Origin of the sequence: Thiomicrorhabdus sp., assembly GCF_963662555.1 — a bacterium.
Lineage (GTDB): Bacteria > Pseudomonadota > Gammaproteobacteria > Thiomicrospirales > Thiomicrospiraceae > Thiomicrorhabdus.
On sequence record NZ_OY759719.1, the window covers coordinates 685,787 to 701,244 of the forward strand.

A 15,458-nucleotide genomic window follows, 5' to 3' on the forward strand; every position below is an offset into this window, starting at 1 on the left:
CATACAGATACACTTAATTCACGCATACTCTTATGTAGGAGTAGGTCATGTTGTTTATAAACGTGTAGGAGCTGTATGGATTTTAATATTTGATGTGATGTCGAACTTGTTGATACCAACTGAAATTCGTTTTGAAAAACTTCAATGTTCTTTGATATTGGACAAACATTACAGGAAGATTTTTTAAATATCAAGTCTTATTGTTAAAAAATATTAGAAATAAGTAATGTTTAAATCTTAGTTTCAAGGTGATTTTAAATTTACCAGGCCTGGTAATCCTCTAGAGGGCTATCTCTATGAGCATAGAGTAATCCTGTTTTACGAGTGCAGGGTAAAACCAAGTTTAATTTATTATTGAGGGTGCTTTTTAAGTTGTTTTGGCGTGTGAAAGTCACCAAACTTAACCTAAATTATCGTACGATATGTGGCATTAATTTTTAATTGATAAACCTTGAGATTTTTAATCATTTTAAGGTTTATTTTCTCATTTTGAGTATTGCATTTTGTGCTTACAAGACATTATGGCCATAGGAAAGTACAGGCCGGGTATTTTTAAATAGCAATTAATAAATGCCTAGTAAGCCTGATGTTGAGTAAGAACATTATGTATATGCTTTAAATGACGCACACGGAATTTTTGATGGATATCTCTTTTATATTAAATGACTTAAACGATGCACAGCGTGAAGCCGTGACGGCAGATGAAACCCATGCGTTAATTTTAGCTGGGGCCGGAAGTGGTAAAACTCGCGTATTGGTGCATCGTATTGCTTGGTTAACCCAGGTTATGGGGCATTCTCCTTATAATGTGTTGGCCGTGACCTTTACCAATAAAGCCTCAAACGAGATGCGTGGTCGTATAGAAAAGTTGATTGGCCAACAAGCGGCTGGTTTGACTATGGGTACGTTTCATGGGATTGCTTATCGGATTCTTCGCCAACATTACCAAGAAGCAGGTTTACCGCAAGATTTTCAAATTTTAGATTCGGATGACCAAAAACGAGTCATTAAACGTTTGTTAAAAGCGATGGAACTTGATGAAGCTCAGTGGCCTCACAAGCAAATCCAAGCGTTTATTAATGGCGAAAAAGAAGAGGGCAGACGTCCACATCATATCGATATTGGTCACAATCCATTTGTGGGCAAAATGGTTCAGGTTTATAAAGCTTATGAAGAACAGTGCCAGCGATCAGGGCTGGTTGATTTTGCCGAACTATTATTAAGAGCTCATGAGTTATGGTTAAAGCAGCCTTCGGTTTTAGCTCACTATCAAGCTCGCTTTAAACATATTTTGGTGGATGAGTTTCAAGATACCAATAGTTTGCAATATGCCTGGTTAAGAGTGTTAGCAGGTGGTTCAGGTAAGTTATTTGTGGTGGGTGATGATGACCAATCTATTTACGGTTGGCGTGGTGCTAAAGTAGAAAATATTCGCCAGTTTGATGAAGATTTTGCCAATGTAAAAATGGTGCGTTTAGAACAAAACTATCGTTCAACCGAAACCATTTTGAACGCCGCTAACGGTTTAATTGCCAATAACACTTCACGTATGGGTAAAGAGCTTTGGTCAGCTGGTGAAAAGGGTGAGCTAATTAAAGTCTATGAAGCCTTTAATGAGATGGACGAAGCTCGTTATGTCTGTAATCAAATTGAACAATGGTGCGAAAATGGCGGTGCTCGAAATGAAGTGGCGATTCTATATCGTTCAAATGCCCAGTCGCGAATTTTAGAACAAGCCTTAATGCAAGCACAGATTCCGTATCGTGTTTATGGTGGTTTACGTTTCTATGACCGTGCTGAAATTAAGGATGTATTGAGCTATTTACGTTTATTGGTTAATCGTGCAGATGATGCGGCTTTTGAACGTGCCTATAACCATCCGCCAAGAGGCATTGGCCAAAAAACGGCCGATACTATTCGTGAAGTCGCCAAACATAACCAAATCTCTTTGTGGGATGCCGCACAACAATTGGTTGAAAATGGCTTAACCCCGAGAGCAAAAACCTCAATTGCTAGTTTTTTAGAGTTAATTAACAACTTAGATGAACTCACTCAGCCACTTAATCTTGAAGACCAAATGCTTAAGGTCGTATCGCAATCTGGTTTGCAAGCCCATTTTGAAAAAGACCGTACAGAACAAGGTCAAGGCCGTTTAGAAAACATTGACGAACTGATTAACGCCGCTAGTCAGTTTAAGCAAGCTAATGCACAGCAAAATGCCAATGGAGTTGAAACTGAACAGCAAGCGTTTGCTGGTCAAGCTATTAATCAAGCCGCCAATCAAAATACCGTTGAAGGGATTGATGAAGATGGCAATACCATTTTATTAACACCAACCTTTGATAATCCTTTATCAGAATTTCTCGCTCAAGCAGCTTTAGAAGCCGGTGAACGTCAGGCGGACGAATGGGAATCTTCGGTGCAATTAATGACCTTACATGCCGCCAAAGGCTTGGAGTTTCCGTTAGTCTTTATGATTGGGGTTGAAGAGGGGTTATTTCCGTCGCAGCAATCGCATGAAGATGCCTCACGCTTAGAGGAAGAACGACGTCTAGCTTATGTCGGTGTCACCCGTGCTGAAAAGCAATTAATGATTACCTATGCCACTCGTCGAAGAATTCACGGTAAAGAACTGTTTCCAACACCATCACGTTTTATTAAAGAGATTCCACAAGACTGTATTGAAACGGTGCGACTGTCAGGTTCAGTAGCTCCTGCGTTTGGTGGTTATTCGCAACAGCCAGCATTTGGATTAACCAGTACGGTAAATGAAACAGGGTTTAATGTTGGCGAAAGAGTGTTTCATCAAAAATTTGGTGATGGCACGGTGGTCGGAACCGAAGGCAGTGGTGACCATGCACGTATTCAAATCAACTTTACCCACGCAGGCCCAAAGTGGTTAGTTACCGCTTACGCCAATTTAGAGAAAAAGGGCTAAACGGTGCCACAATCAGTAGAAAAACCTGTTGATACTAACCTCTTTTTGACGATTGAAAATCTAAAAGCGAAAGGCATGTCTGCGGCAATTGATTTGCAATTGAATGCTAAAGATATCTGTATGGTCTCTGGCCCCTCTGGTAGTGGTAAGTCACAGTTTTTTAAAGCATTGGCTGACTTAATTGAACATTCAGGAAAGGTTCAGTTAGAGCAACAAATTCTAGAACAAACCAGCCCAGAGATTTGGCGTGTTCAAGTTATGTATTTTTCCGCAGAAACGGCATGGTGGGATGATGTGGTTGCCACTCATTTTGACACACCGCCAAAAGAGCAGCAGCTTGCAAAAATTGGGCTCGATACCATCATGTTAAATGCGAATCCAGATTCACTTTCATCGGGTGAAAAACAACGATTTGCATTGCTCCGTGGACTGCAATATCAACCTAAGGTTTTATTGCTTGATGAAATAACCGCAAACTTAGACCCTAGCAGTGAATATCTAGTTGAAACCATGGTTAAAGAGTATGTTCAACAAAACCATGCAATCGCACTGTGGATTAGTCATGATCCAGAGCAAACTAAGCGAATGGCAACAAAAACGCTGACCTTTACCAAACATGGTTATAGCAGTGAGGACTTAGGGTAATTATATGATTTTAATTAGTTATTGGGATCTAGCCAGTCTCTCAGTATTGGTTTTTTTACTGGGTATTTTTCTATGGTTAAACGGCTTTAATAAAGTTAAACAGCTTTGGATTGCTACTGCCAGAATGGTTGTGCAATTGCTCTTTATGGGCGTGTGGTTGAGTTATGTATTTTATGCCGACAACCCTATTTGGATTGTTTTAGTAGGCCTGGTTATGCTCACGGCCTCGGGCTATGAAATCAGCAAACGTCAGCAATACCGTTTTAAAAAGTTAAATGGTTGGTTAGTTGGTTTTTTAGCTCTTTCAATGACCTCTTTGGTACTGTTAATCGTTACCTTAACCGTTATTATTCAACCTTCACCTTGGTATGAACCTCAATATGCCATTCCACTTTTAGGTATGCTGCTAGGTAATAGCATGACGGCAATAGGCTTGGGAATGGATACCTTAACCCGCAATGCCGTGCAATCTAAAGCCAAAATTGAAGCTCAACTAGCACTGGGCAAAACCGCTAAACAGTCAATGAACTTTATACGCCAACAGAGTTTGCACTCTGCAATGATCCCAATAATTAATATGTTGGTTGCCGCAGGGATTATCTCCTTACCTGGGATGATGACAGGGCAGATTTTAGCCGGAGCAGACCCTATGGAAGCGGTTAAATATCAAATTATGATAATGCTATTAATTGTTACCTCAACGGGGTTTGGAACCTTGATTGCGGTTAACTTAGCATGTCGTAAATTGTTTGACTCTCGTCAACGATTAACCCTAGATGTATTGCAAAAGCACTAATGATTGAATTAGAAATGGATCAATCAAAATTAATCTCTAATAAATTGATTTAAAAGAAGAAAAATATCCAATTTCATCCATTTGTAATCTCTTATTTTTTTATTTATGCTAAATTAAAAGTGAAAGTTATAACTTAACTTAATTTAGGAGAGATAACATGCCAGCAAGATTAAAAGACCTTGTTTCAGCCGCCAAAGCCAATATTAAAGAAGTAACCACTACTGAAGCTAAAGATTTATTTAAATGTGGTGGCTACAAGCCGCTTGATGTGCGTGAAGCGGCTGAATATTTAGACGGTACGATTCCCATGTCAGTGCATGTGCCGCGCGGTATGTTAGAACCTATGTGTGACAAATGTTATGAAGGTCATATTGGTGATTTAGCTGACTTAGACCAAGGCTGGGTTGTATTTTGTTTATCTGGCGGTCGTGGGGCTTTAGCCGTAGATACCATGAAAAAAATGGGCTACACCAATGTAGTCAACTTAGCTGGCGGCTTTAATGCTTGGAAGCAATGCAATGGCGATATTACCGTACCTCCTGTCGATAATGGCTTAATCCGTTTAGACCATCCTTGGAATCCAGGATTTCAAGAAGGTAATGTTTGTTAGTCTATTTTAATAGAAAAACAACAAATACCAGGCCTGGTAGAAGTGAATTCTGCTGGGCTTTTTAGTAATTAAAAAGGAGTAAAAATGGGTTGGTCGGCTTGGGCTTTGAATAATTTGTGGTTAGTGGCTGGTGGTTCTTTAATAGTAAGTTTGCTACTGCATTTTGTGGTGGTTTGGTTGTTTAAGAATTCTGGAAACAAGTCTGTAAAAAAAGCCGAGTGATGATTCGGGCAATATACCTTTATGAAGGTAGAGCTATTTTAATTCAAAAAGAAATCTACCACACCACGTAATAGGCTATTTTTTAACCTTTAATTGGGTTTAAATAGCGTTCGCGTTTTTTCGGTTTCAATTTGTCTAACTCCACCAATATTAATGCATCAATACAGTCGTTAAAGTCAGGATCAATACTAAAGTCAATAAAGCGGCAACCTTTATCGTCAGCAACTTCGGCATATTGTTTAAAAAGAGTGGGAACTTTGACGCCTTCTAAATCAAGTAATGCATTGAGCTTTTTATAACTCTCTTTATAGTCACCACTAAAAATTTCTTGAGCAATCTGTTGATTATTTTGGCCAAGTTTCACTGGACGAATGCCTTTGGCTAAGTCTTGCTTAGAGCCAAATTGTTGTTCAAAAAAGCCAATAATTAGCTCTTTAGCATTTTGTGGGTAAGCATCACTTAAGGTGACTGGGCCAAATAAATATTTAATATTTGGGTGTTGTGCCACATAAGCACCAATGCCATACCATAAATAATCTAAACTACGTTTACCCCAGTATTTAGGCTGTACAAAACTTCTGCCAAGCTCTATTGCGTTGGGCAAATAGTTGTCGATTTCTGGCTTAAGGTGAAATAACGTGCTGGTATATAGACCTTTGTTGCCATGCTGTTCCACTATCTCTTGGCACTCTCCAATTCGGTAGGCTCCAACAATTTCCAGATCTTCATTGTCCCAAAGTATTAAATGACGATATCGTACATCATATAAATCAAGGTCAATCGCACCACCAGTCCCTTCTTCAACCGTTCTGAAAGTGAGTTCTCGTAAGCGACCAATTTCGTGCATAACAGGGGAATCGTCTTCAAAGTCATAGAGATAGATTTTTTTACCGTCTTGAGTTTGTCCAAGTAAAGGTGATTTTTTTAAGGCTTTTTTTAAAGCCTGTCTATCAACAGGGTGAGCAACAGTTTCAATGGTTTTAAAATAGGTTTGCTTGCCCTTTTTAACCTGTTTGTTCTCTTTATCTAATAGGTAGAGATGTTTGCGAAACTGATTGGCCAACTGTTTGGTTGGTAGTTCGCTATTTTCTATAGATTTCCAAGGGATTTGTTTGCCTACAAAAAATTGAATTTCTTGATAATTTTTATTAAACATCTCTTTGACTAACATCAAAGTACCAAGTGGTTTATACAAAGTGGAAAGTGCATAAAAAAGCGATGAGTTTTTAGCATCGATGTAGATAGGTTGAATAGGGGCTTTGGTGATTTTAGCAAGTTTTAAAAAGCCGCTTTTCCATTTGCCGTCACGTACCCCATTAGGGCGAATTCGAGAGACTTCTCCAGCGGGAAATATAATCACCGCCTGTTCATTTTCTAGCGCGTTAACCATCGCTTTAAATTGCTGCTTATGAGACGGTTTGCCACTGATATTATCAATGCCTAAAAATAGCGATTTTAGAGGTTCAATATGGTTAAGTAAATCGCTAGCGACAATCTGCACATCGGGTCGAATAGAGCGTACCATTTTTAATAGAGCTAAACCGTCTAAAGAGCCTATTGGATGGTTTGCAACCATAATCACTCGGCCGTTGGCGGGAATACGATGTGTGGCCTTAGAGCTGATTTTATAACTAAAGTTAAAGTGGTCTAATACCGCATTTAAAAAAGCAAAACCTTTAAGGTGTTGATTTGTATCAATGAATTGGTTTATCTCATCTTCATGGGTAAGAGCTTTAATTAAACTAATAGCAAGTTTGCCAGTTTTTTTAGTTTGTAAATCAGGAAACTTTTCAGCAATAGCCGCTTCAATATTTAGCATATTTGGGTATGTCTCAAGGTTAGAAAAAGTCATAAAGCATTATTACCTGGCCAGGTGTTTTTTAGATGACGAGTAAATGAAGAATTAATGATAAATAGATGACGAATCAGTGGTAAATAGGAGGTAAATAGGTGATAGGTAGTTGATTGATGCAGAATCAAGCTGTGACAAAGTGACACTCGCCTTTTATGTTACAAAAAATCATAAAAACTGTTGGGGATATTAATAGAAATATTGCTAATTAAATCAAAATAGAATTGTGAGGGAATTTTACTAAAGGTATGATAAAAGTAATATTTTAATAACCCGTTGATTTTTGTTCACTATATGGTGGTTGAATTAAAGATAACGTGGATAACTGCAGTGATTTTATTATGTCTTTCTCCATGAGCTCTTCAATCATTTTTTTAAATACGTAATACGTTATTTTTTGCCATTCTCAACTATTATGTTTGAAGACTCAGAAGATATTATTTTGCAGATATTACTTTGCTTGAAGGGTTAATTGGTCTAACTAAATTATTACACAGGCATGTTATAGCAGAAGGTATTGAAACAGAGCGTCATGGAACTATGTTAATTGAGCTAGGTTGCACCTATGGCCAAGGCTACTTTATAGCCAAACCGATGACTAATGAAAAGGTTCCTGAGTGGCTTAAGCAATGGAAAAGGCCAAAAAGCTGGGTAGAACAATTAAGTTTTGCTGAGCAAGAAGTCATTTAAAAAATATATTTAAAGAATAAAATTTGCCAGCCAATAGAAAGCTTTGAGCAAACCTATTTGCAGTAATCTTAAATGAGAAGACCACACTATATGTCTAGACTTAACCAATCTTTTTCAGCCTTATTATCACCTGTTTTAATATTCACTATTTTTTCTTTTGTTAGTCTGTTTTTTGGCAATAGTGCGCTTGCTCAAGAACGCGAATTAAATATTGGCGATACCTCTCTAACCATTCAAATCATATCACCAGGCGAAGACTCTAAAAAGAACATTAAGTTGATTAGTCAACCTGCTTCAAAAGAATTACGCCCAATCGCTCGAATTATTTGGTTACCTTCTGAATATGGTGTTTTACCGCAAGAAAAAGCATTGGCTGAACAACTTGCAAAGCAAGGTTTTGAATCATGGTTTGTAGATTATTATGAGGCGATGTTTTTATCGCCAACACCAAGTGCTGTTGATAAAGTTAACCCAGAGTGGACGGCTACCCTTATTAAAGAAGCACAGAAACAGAGTAATCAACAAAATGTACCGCTGTGGATTATTGCTCCCAATAAAGCGGCACAAATCGCAGTTAAAGGATTGCAAAAGATATTTACCAGGCCTGGTAAAAATATGGGGTTGGTATTGATAAACCCAAATCTATATATTCAAACCCCTTTGCCTGGTTTGACTGCCAAATATTGGCCAGAGGCTAGCAATATCAATCTACCTATAACCGTGATTCAATCAGAACTATCACCATGGAAGTTAAATATTGCTGAATTGAACCAGCATTTGAGTCAAGCGGGAAGCGATGTTTTTACCCAATTGATTACAGACGTAAGAGACCGTTTTTACTTTAGGCCAGATGCTTTGCCTATTGAGCAAGCTAAAACGCTAAAACTTGCAGGTAATATTATGCAAGCGATGAGGTTGCAATTGCCATATATGCAACAACAACGAAGTGTTAAAGCTCTTCTGACTCAAAAAACAATGCAGGCAATTCAAAGTAACGTTAAGCACCAAAATACAACTGAGCTAAATCAGTACAAAGGGGCACAGGGTTTGCCGTTAGTTTTGAATGATATACAAGGCCATTTGCATAATCTAGCGGATTACAAAGGTAAGGTTGTTTTACTGAATTTTTGGGCTAGTTGGTGCCCGCCATGTGTACATGAGATGCCGTCAATGGCCCGTTTAAAAACCCATTTTAAAAATGAGCCATTTGAAATTTTAGCCGCTAACTTAGGCGAAGAACCTCAACAAGTAAAACTCTTTTTAGAACAACACCCCGTTAATTTCCCTGTTTTGTTCGATAAGGGGTCTCAAGCGGCTAAGGAGTGGAAAGTCTTTGCATACCCGAGCAGTTATTTGATTGATAAAGAGGGTAAAGTTCGTTTTGCTTTGTTTGGTGGAACAGAATGGGATAATAAAGAACATATTGATAAAATCAATTTGTTGTTACAATAACTTAAGTAATAAAGAAATATACCTATTTACCTAATTGTTGAATGTTGGTTAAATAAACTTAATGTATGAATTTAGATTGTTATTGCAATCAATTGCATTAACCATTAATCAAAAATAATGAAATTTAGCAGAGTGTTTAATGGCCGCAACTCACAGTTTAAACAAATATAAAAAAGAGCAACGCCGAGACCCATCTAAAATGGTTAACAGAGGCCCAGACAGAAGAGTAGCTGATGAACGCCGTGAAGAGATTAGAGATTCGGCTTGGAAGCTACGTAAATTCAGGTTGTGGCTTAAATCTATTATTAAGCCAAGATTGGGTGTCGATCGCCGTAAAGGTGGTGATCGTCGGCGGAACTTTACTGAAAAAGACTTTCAAAACCCGCAATCTATTCTTACTGAAGAAGAGTTAAGGCTTTTATTGGGTGGTGATACAGATATGGATAGAAAATAATCTGTGGTCAATACCTAAATTTTTAATAAGCTATTTTCACTCTAGATTGTTTGTTCTTTATGGCTCAACACATGTTTTCTGAGTTTGATGACTAACATCATGGCAGGTGCATAGAGAAATATTGAAAGAATAATATTGCCAACTACGATAGCTTCAAATAGGGTTTTGTATTCAAAACTATTTGGAATCATGTGAACCATTAAAATAGAAAGTCCACCCTTTACCCCAGCAAAAACCAATATTGCCCACCAGTCAAAGCTAATATCTTGCATTTTTTTAGAGCGATTAGATACCCATGCAAATTGCCCTAAAACTAACGCTCGAATAAATGTAGTTACTACAAAAACAGATAAAATCTCTTTCCAGTAAGTTTTTAATAAACTGAGGTCAATAATCTCAGAGATGGAAACAAATAAAATCACATTAGCAAATAATGCAGTAAAACCTATAAAACCAATGATTTCTTGACCGTTTTGGTGGGTGGCATTAAGGTGTTTTAGGTTTAAAAACTGTTTGACTACATGTAGTTTTGATACCTTATTTATAATTTTTTGTTGACGTTGATTAAATTGAGAGTGGTCGTGTTTTTCGTTTTGTTCAAGGCTTTTTTCAAACAGTTTTTCTCGAGAGGTGATTAAGGCTTTTGCCAAAACCATAGAGACGACAATCGCAAAAATACCTGCAAAGTGATAATGCTCAGACAGCAAAAAAGCACTGTAAGCAATCATTAAAATAATGCCAGTTTCTGTGATTGGATTATCGGATAGTTTTAATACATACATTCCAATGATTCCAACAATGGCTCCGGTAATCAAAGCTCCACCTGCTGAGAAAACAAAGCTATAGGCAATATCTAAGCTGCCTAAAGGTTGGTGCATTAACGTAATGGCTACGCTAAAAATGGCAAAGGCAGAGGCATCATTAAACAATGATTCTGACTCGGCTAAAAACTTTAGGTTATGCGGTATTTTGGTGGTATTAAAAACCGCGCCAACGGTTACAGGGTCCGTTGCCACCACCATTGCCATTAATGCCACCATAGCGGGAATGCCAATGGCGTAGTCAGGTAACATCACATCTTTTAAAAAGACACCAACCATGATTGATAAAACAACGGCAATTCCAGCAGTACCAAATATGCTTAACCAATGTTTTTTTAAATCTTCGGTATCAAGTTGAATGACATCACCAATTAACATTAATGGCAGTAGCAACAGCAGTAGTTGGTCAAAACGTTCTGCATTAATATCGATAGGGTGAATATTGTAGTGAGAAAGCAGAAAAACAATACTGATTAAACTGATGGGTAAAGGTATTTTAAGTTTTTCTTGAATGATTAACGCTGTAACCATTAATGCGATAATCATGAGTCCCGCTTCAAGCATTGCGTTGTCCTTTATTAACCCTGAATGAATTTATTTATAGGTTATAGTGAAATTTTCAATCGCTATTTATTTATAAGCGATTGGTCGTACAAGCGTAATTAAATTAACGTTTCAACCCCTTCCGTAATGGTTTGCATACTAAAGGTCTCTTTATTATGAAGCAGGTATTTGTGGAATTCATTTTGTAATGGGGTTTGCTTTAGCAAATCCAGTTCAAGTTCACTGTGTACATTGTTCAATGCTATAGAGATTTACTTTGTGAATAAAGTAAATTCGTTAATTTTTGAATAAAATTTTAAAGGATCTATAAATTCTATTGGTATCAATATGAGTTTTAAGACTACCAGGCCTGGTAATCTTAATTTTTTGATTAGAGTTGTCTTTAAGTGAATGTAAATGAAATTACGGTTCTTAATAGACTATGCTCTTGAAAGAAATTTACCGGTTAAGGTACTGACCTTAACGATTTCATTAGGTTCAATAAATTCAGGTACTTGAATTTCATAGCCCGTTGATAAAACCGCTGGCTTGGTGCGGCCTGCTCCGGTTGCTTTGGTTCCAGGATTGGTTTCAATCACTTCTAAGTCAACATTGGTTGGCAGTTCAATCGCTAAAATTTGGTCTTCGTATAATAAGGCGGTAATCCCTGATAAACCTTCAGTAATAAACTTTTTGTCGTCTTCTAGTTCATCGGCATTTAATAAATATTGAGTGAAGTCTTCGTTATTCATAAAGACATAGTTATCACCATCAATGTACGAAAACATAACCGATACTTTAGTGGTTTCTACCTCTTTTATCATGTCTTCACCCTTAAAGGTTTCATCGACTTTTTGCCCAGTTTTAAGGTTGTTAAAACGCACCTTATACATAGTAGAAGCACCACGAGAAGAGGGGTTACGAACGTCGTAGGTTTTTACAATATGGGGTACGCCATTGATTTCAACAACACTGCCTTTTTTGAGTTCATTAATTTTTGGCATGCGGGGTTCCTTACATGAGAGAGACGAGTCAATAAATAGCTTATTTAAAAAGTTGGCATATTTTCAGTATTTTGGGGAAAGAAAGCAAGTAATAAGAAAACAAGCGTTAACAATGCAATTTATGTGTTGTCATTTTTATTGCCAAGCTCTTCTTGACAACGGTCATAGCCAAGTTTGACCATTTTATCTACCAAAGAAAATTCTAACATTCCACAGGCATTACGCGGTATTTCAATGGTAATGTCTGGAGGATAAGCCGCCAGTTGCTGGCGTGCAATACTATTTTGCATGCTATCAAAGGCTTTGTTGCTTATATCATACACATCCCAACTAAATGGGGTCTTTAACGGATTGGTATCAGTACTGAAGTATTCTTTTATACTGTCCATCACGCCATTTAAACTGGGAATCCAACCGTCATCTTGTGACGTGTTTGGAGTATTTTCTACCACGTTGTTGTGAATAGTTAATTTGGGTTTACCGCCTAGGTTTACTGCTATGGTTAAATCGCAGTTTTCTCCAAACGTTGGAGCAATGGGAATAGGGTTTAAAACGCCACCGTCTATTAAGGTTAAGCCATTGTGTTTATGGGGCATAAAAATCATTGGTAAAGAAAAAGAGGCTCGCATGGCATCCAGTAATGAGCCTTTTTGTAACCAAATCTCTTTTTCATGATTAATATCAGTTGCCACGGCAGTAAAAGAAATGGGCAAATCTTCAATATTAGGTTCACCAATTAATTTTTTTATAGCGGCAACCAGCTTGTCGCCCCTAATTAATCCACTGCGATCCCAAGCAATATCCATTAAAGCTAAAAAATCGGTTTTTCCCATTTTTTTTAACCAGCTTTCATATTCATCCATTTTGCCGCAGGCATAAAGACCACCTATTAAAGCCCCTATTGAGCTACCTGAAATGGATTGAATTTCATAGTTATGTTCTTCTAACCAACGAATCACGCCAATATGAGCTAAGCCGCGAGCACCGCCACTGCCTAATACTAGAGAGACACTTTTTTTATTAGATGATGTCATGATTAACGAATCAATTATTTGAGGGCATCAGACACGATTGCCTTTGCCTCTTCTAAAATCGTATCAAGGTGTTCTTGACCTTTAAAACTTTCAGCGTAAATTTTATAAATGTCTTCGGTTCCTGAAGGACGAGCGGCAAACCAACCGTTTTCAGTGGTAATTTTTAGCCCGCCAATAGCGGCACCATTGCCAGGAGCATGCGTAAGTTTAGCGGTAATGGCTTCACCTGCTAAGGTATCGGCTTTAACCATGTCTGGCGAAAGGTTACTTAAAATGGCTTTTTGCTCTCGGTTTGCAGGGGCATCAATGCGGCTGTAAATTGGGTTGCCGTATTTTTCAGTAAGTTCTTGATAAAGCACGCCAGGATCTTTACCGGTTACCGCAGTAATTTCTGCTGCGAGTAGGTTTAGAATTATGCCGTCTTTATCGGTGCTCCAAGGGCCTCCGTCAAAACGTAAGAATGACGCACCTGCTGACTCTTCACCACCAAAGCCAAAATCTCCGGTTTGTAGGCCATCTACAAACCATTTAAAGCCAACGGGTACTTCGCTTAAATTTAGGTTCATCGCTTTAGAAACACGGTCAATCATTGAGCTAGAAACCAAGGTTTTACCGACAGCGGCATTTTGGGGCCAGTTTGGTCGGTGACTAAATAGGTATTGAATGGCTACCGCTAAATAGTGGTTAGGATTCATTAAACCAACCGATTTGGTCACAATTCCGTGGCGGTCAACATCTGGATCATTACCAAATGCTAGGTCATAGTTGTCTTTTAAATTAATTAAGCCTGCCATGGCGTAAGGTGACGAGCAATCCATACGAATTTTGCCATCTTTATCTACATGCATAAATGAGAAAGTCGCATCCACTTGTGGGTTTACAATCTCTAAATTTAAGCCGTAATGCTCAGCAATCGGTTGCCAAAAATCAACCGCGGCACCACCCATTGGGTCAATCGCCAATTTTAATCCCGCTTCTTTAATGGCTTGCATATTCACAACCTTATCTAGGTTTTCTACATAAGGTGTAATTAAGTCTGTTGGGGTAACGCAATCAGAAACCATGGCCTCTTTAAGCGGCATGCGTTTTACTTCACTCATGCCACTAATAATCATGGCATTGGCACGGTCTTGAATCCATGATGTGGCTTCGGTGTCTGCTGGGCCGCCAGTTGGCGGGTTATATTTAAAACCACCATCTTGCGGAGGATTGTGTGATGGGGTGATGATAACGCCATCCGCAAGCCCGCCTTGACGACCTTCGTTGTAACTTAAAATGGCATTTGAAACTACTGGTGTCGGCGTGTAACGTCCATTTGACTGAATGATGACGTTAATATTATTTGCAGCAAATACTTCAACAGCGGTGGCGTGAGCGGCCTCAGATAAGGCGTGGGTGTCCATTCCAATAAACATCGGTCCTACCGTATTTTGCAGTCGACGATACTCTACAATGGCTTGGCAAATTGCGGCAATGTGGTTTTCATTAAAAGTGGTTTTGCTTGAACAACCACGGTGTCCACTGGTACCAAAACTAACAGCTTGGTCTGGGTTACTTGCATCGGGTGTAAGGTTGTAGTAATCCGCCATTAATAATGGAATGTTTTCCAAAAGGGTATAAGGAGCTTTTTTGCCTGCATATGGAGAAATGGCCATAGTTATCTCGCTTTATAAAGTTGTCTTGTGAAAATTGGGTGCACCGCTAAGTTGGATACTAAAAATCGATTATAAATTTAGGCTTTATATTACGTGTTTTTAGTAAGGGATTGTAGTAGTTTTTTTCAAAGTATAAATTAAGCGGTTTAATTGAGTTGCTTATTTAAATGACTGACTGAGAATCTATGATTCATATTTGTATAAATTACCAGGCCTGGTCTAAAGTAGTCGGCGTTTAATAAGCAAAACCTAGTAATATTGTGGAATTTATGAGGGTAAAATATTTTATAATGAAACCCCTCTTATTTATGGATATTTACGGGTAGCGGATTGTTTAGTTTTGCGTCAATTTAATAGTGGTTTTCAACCAAAAGCAGGTAATTCATTATGGGACTCTAAATTGAGTCATTGGATTGTCGGGCTAATTTTGCTGTTTTTGTCATCGCAAACGGCAGGATTGTTGCATGCTGAAATTCATCCGTTTCATAAACATACCGCCAGTTGTGAGTTGTTTGAACAACTTGCTCAACCTGTTGATAGTGGCAATACTTACACGTTTAGCTTTTTTAAACCTTCACCTATCATTCCTTATGCGTTTGCTTTGGTTTCGGTATTTGAAACACCATTCACCGCTCATTTCTTTAGTCGTGCTCCGCCTATTTCTTTTTAGTTTCATCACAATTTACTAATTCAGCAGGCTTTGTGTTTATTAAGGCTTAGCCTTTGTTGTGTCTAAAGCATG

The 15,458-nt window shown here is 38.2% G+C and carries 14 protein-coding genes; 9 read left to right on the forward strand and 5 right to left on the reverse strand.

The window, feature by feature from the left end:
- The first annotated feature begins 640 nt into the window (after positions 1–640).
- The 5 genes from uvrD (at position 641) to ACORJQ_RS02880 (ending at position 5,211) form a co-directional block, all read left to right on the forward strand.
- Positions 641–2,938, forward strand: a complete 2,298-nt coding sequence (uvrD, locus tag ACORJQ_RS02860; protein ID WP_321325846.1) for a DNA helicase II — start codon at positions 641–643, stop codon at positions 2,936–2,938.
- Between the two features lie 3 nt (positions 2,939–2,941).
- Positions 2,942–3,583, forward strand: coding sequence for an ABC transporter ATP-binding protein (locus ACORJQ_RS02865; protein WP_321325848.1), 642 nt, complete (start codon positions 2,942–2,944; stop codon positions 3,581–3,583).
- Between the two features lie 4 nt (positions 3,584–3,587).
- Positions 3,588–4,379 (forward strand): ABC transporter permease, encoded by a 792-nt coding sequence (locus ACORJQ_RS02870; RefSeq protein ID WP_321325850.1) that lies wholly within the window; start codon positions 3,588–3,590, stop codon positions 4,377–4,379.
- A 157-nt stretch (positions 4,380–4,536) separates the two neighbouring features.
- Positions 4,537–4,989: a rhodanese-like domain-containing protein gene (locus tag ACORJQ_RS02875; protein WP_321325851.1), complete on the forward strand. Its 453-nt coding sequence runs from the start codon at positions 4,537–4,539 to the stop codon at positions 4,987–4,989.
- 84 nt (positions 4,990–5,073) lie between these two features.
- Positions 5,074–5,211, forward strand: coding sequence for a hypothetical protein (locus tag ACORJQ_RS02880; RefSeq protein ID WP_321325853.1), 138 nt, complete (start codon positions 5,074–5,076; stop codon positions 5,209–5,211).
- Between the two features lie 82 nt (positions 5,212–5,293).
- Here the strand turns inward: ACORJQ_RS02880 and ACORJQ_RS02885 are convergent, their stop codons facing one another.
- Positions 5,294–7,063 (reverse strand): bifunctional ornithine lipid synthase OlsF, encoded by a 1,770-nt coding sequence (locus ACORJQ_RS02885; RefSeq protein ID WP_321325854.1) that lies wholly within the window; start codon positions 7,061–7,063, stop codon positions 5,294–5,296.
- A gap of 456 nt (positions 7,064–7,519) precedes the next feature.
- Here ACORJQ_RS02885 and ACORJQ_RS02890 point away from each other — a divergent pair, with 456 nt between their 5' ends.
- The 3 genes from ACORJQ_RS02890 (at position 7,520) to ACORJQ_RS02900 (ending at position 9,659) form a co-directional block, all read left to right on the forward strand.
- Positions 7,520–7,753: an EAL domain-containing protein gene (locus tag ACORJQ_RS02890; RefSeq protein ID WP_321325856.1), complete on the forward strand. Its 234-nt coding sequence runs from the start codon at positions 7,520–7,522 to the stop codon at positions 7,751–7,753.
- Positions 7,754–7,843: 90 nt separating this feature from the next.
- Entirely contained in the window at positions 7,844–9,205 is a 1,362-nt protein-coding gene (locus ACORJQ_RS02895) for a TlpA disulfide reductase family protein (RefSeq protein ID WP_321325857.1), read from the forward strand.
- 139 nt (positions 9,206–9,344) lie between these two features.
- Entirely contained in the window at positions 9,345–9,659 is a 315-nt protein-coding gene (locus ACORJQ_RS02900) for a hypothetical protein (protein ID WP_321325859.1), read from the forward strand.
- A gap of 41 nt (positions 9,660–9,700) precedes the next feature.
- Here ACORJQ_RS02900 and ACORJQ_RS02905 read toward each other — a convergent pair whose 3' ends face one another.
- The 4 genes from ACORJQ_RS02905 to pgm form a co-directional block, all read right to left on the reverse strand.
- A complete protein-coding gene (locus ACORJQ_RS02905) occupies positions 9,701–11,044 on the reverse strand; it encodes a cation:proton antiporter domain-containing protein (protein ID WP_321325862.1) in 1,344 nt (447 codons plus the stop codon).
- Between the two features lie 419 nt (positions 11,045–11,463).
- A complete protein-coding gene (yeiP, locus tag ACORJQ_RS02910) occupies positions 11,464–12,027 on the reverse strand; it encodes an elongation factor P-like protein EfpL (RefSeq protein WP_321325864.1) in 564 nt (187 codons plus the stop codon).
- A gap of 119 nt (positions 12,028–12,146) precedes the next feature.
- Positions 12,147–13,061 (reverse strand): patatin-like phospholipase family protein, encoded by a 915-nt coding sequence (locus tag ACORJQ_RS02915; RefSeq protein ID WP_321325866.1) that lies wholly within the window; start codon positions 13,059–13,061, stop codon positions 12,147–12,149.
- A gap of 14 nt (positions 13,062–13,075) precedes the next feature.
- Entirely contained in the window at positions 13,076–14,716 is a 1,641-nt protein-coding gene (pgm, locus tag ACORJQ_RS02920) for a phosphoglucomutase (alpha-D-glucose-1,6-bisphosphate-dependent) (RefSeq protein ID WP_321325868.1), read from the reverse strand.
- A gap of 340 nt (positions 14,717–15,056) precedes the next feature.
- Here pgm and ACORJQ_RS02925 point away from each other — a divergent pair, with 340 nt between their 5' ends.
- Positions 15,057–15,386 (forward strand): hypothetical protein, encoded by a 330-nt coding sequence (locus ACORJQ_RS02925; RefSeq protein ID WP_321325869.1) that lies wholly within the window; start codon positions 15,057–15,059, stop codon positions 15,384–15,386.
- Positions 15,387–15,458 lie beyond the last annotated feature (72 nt).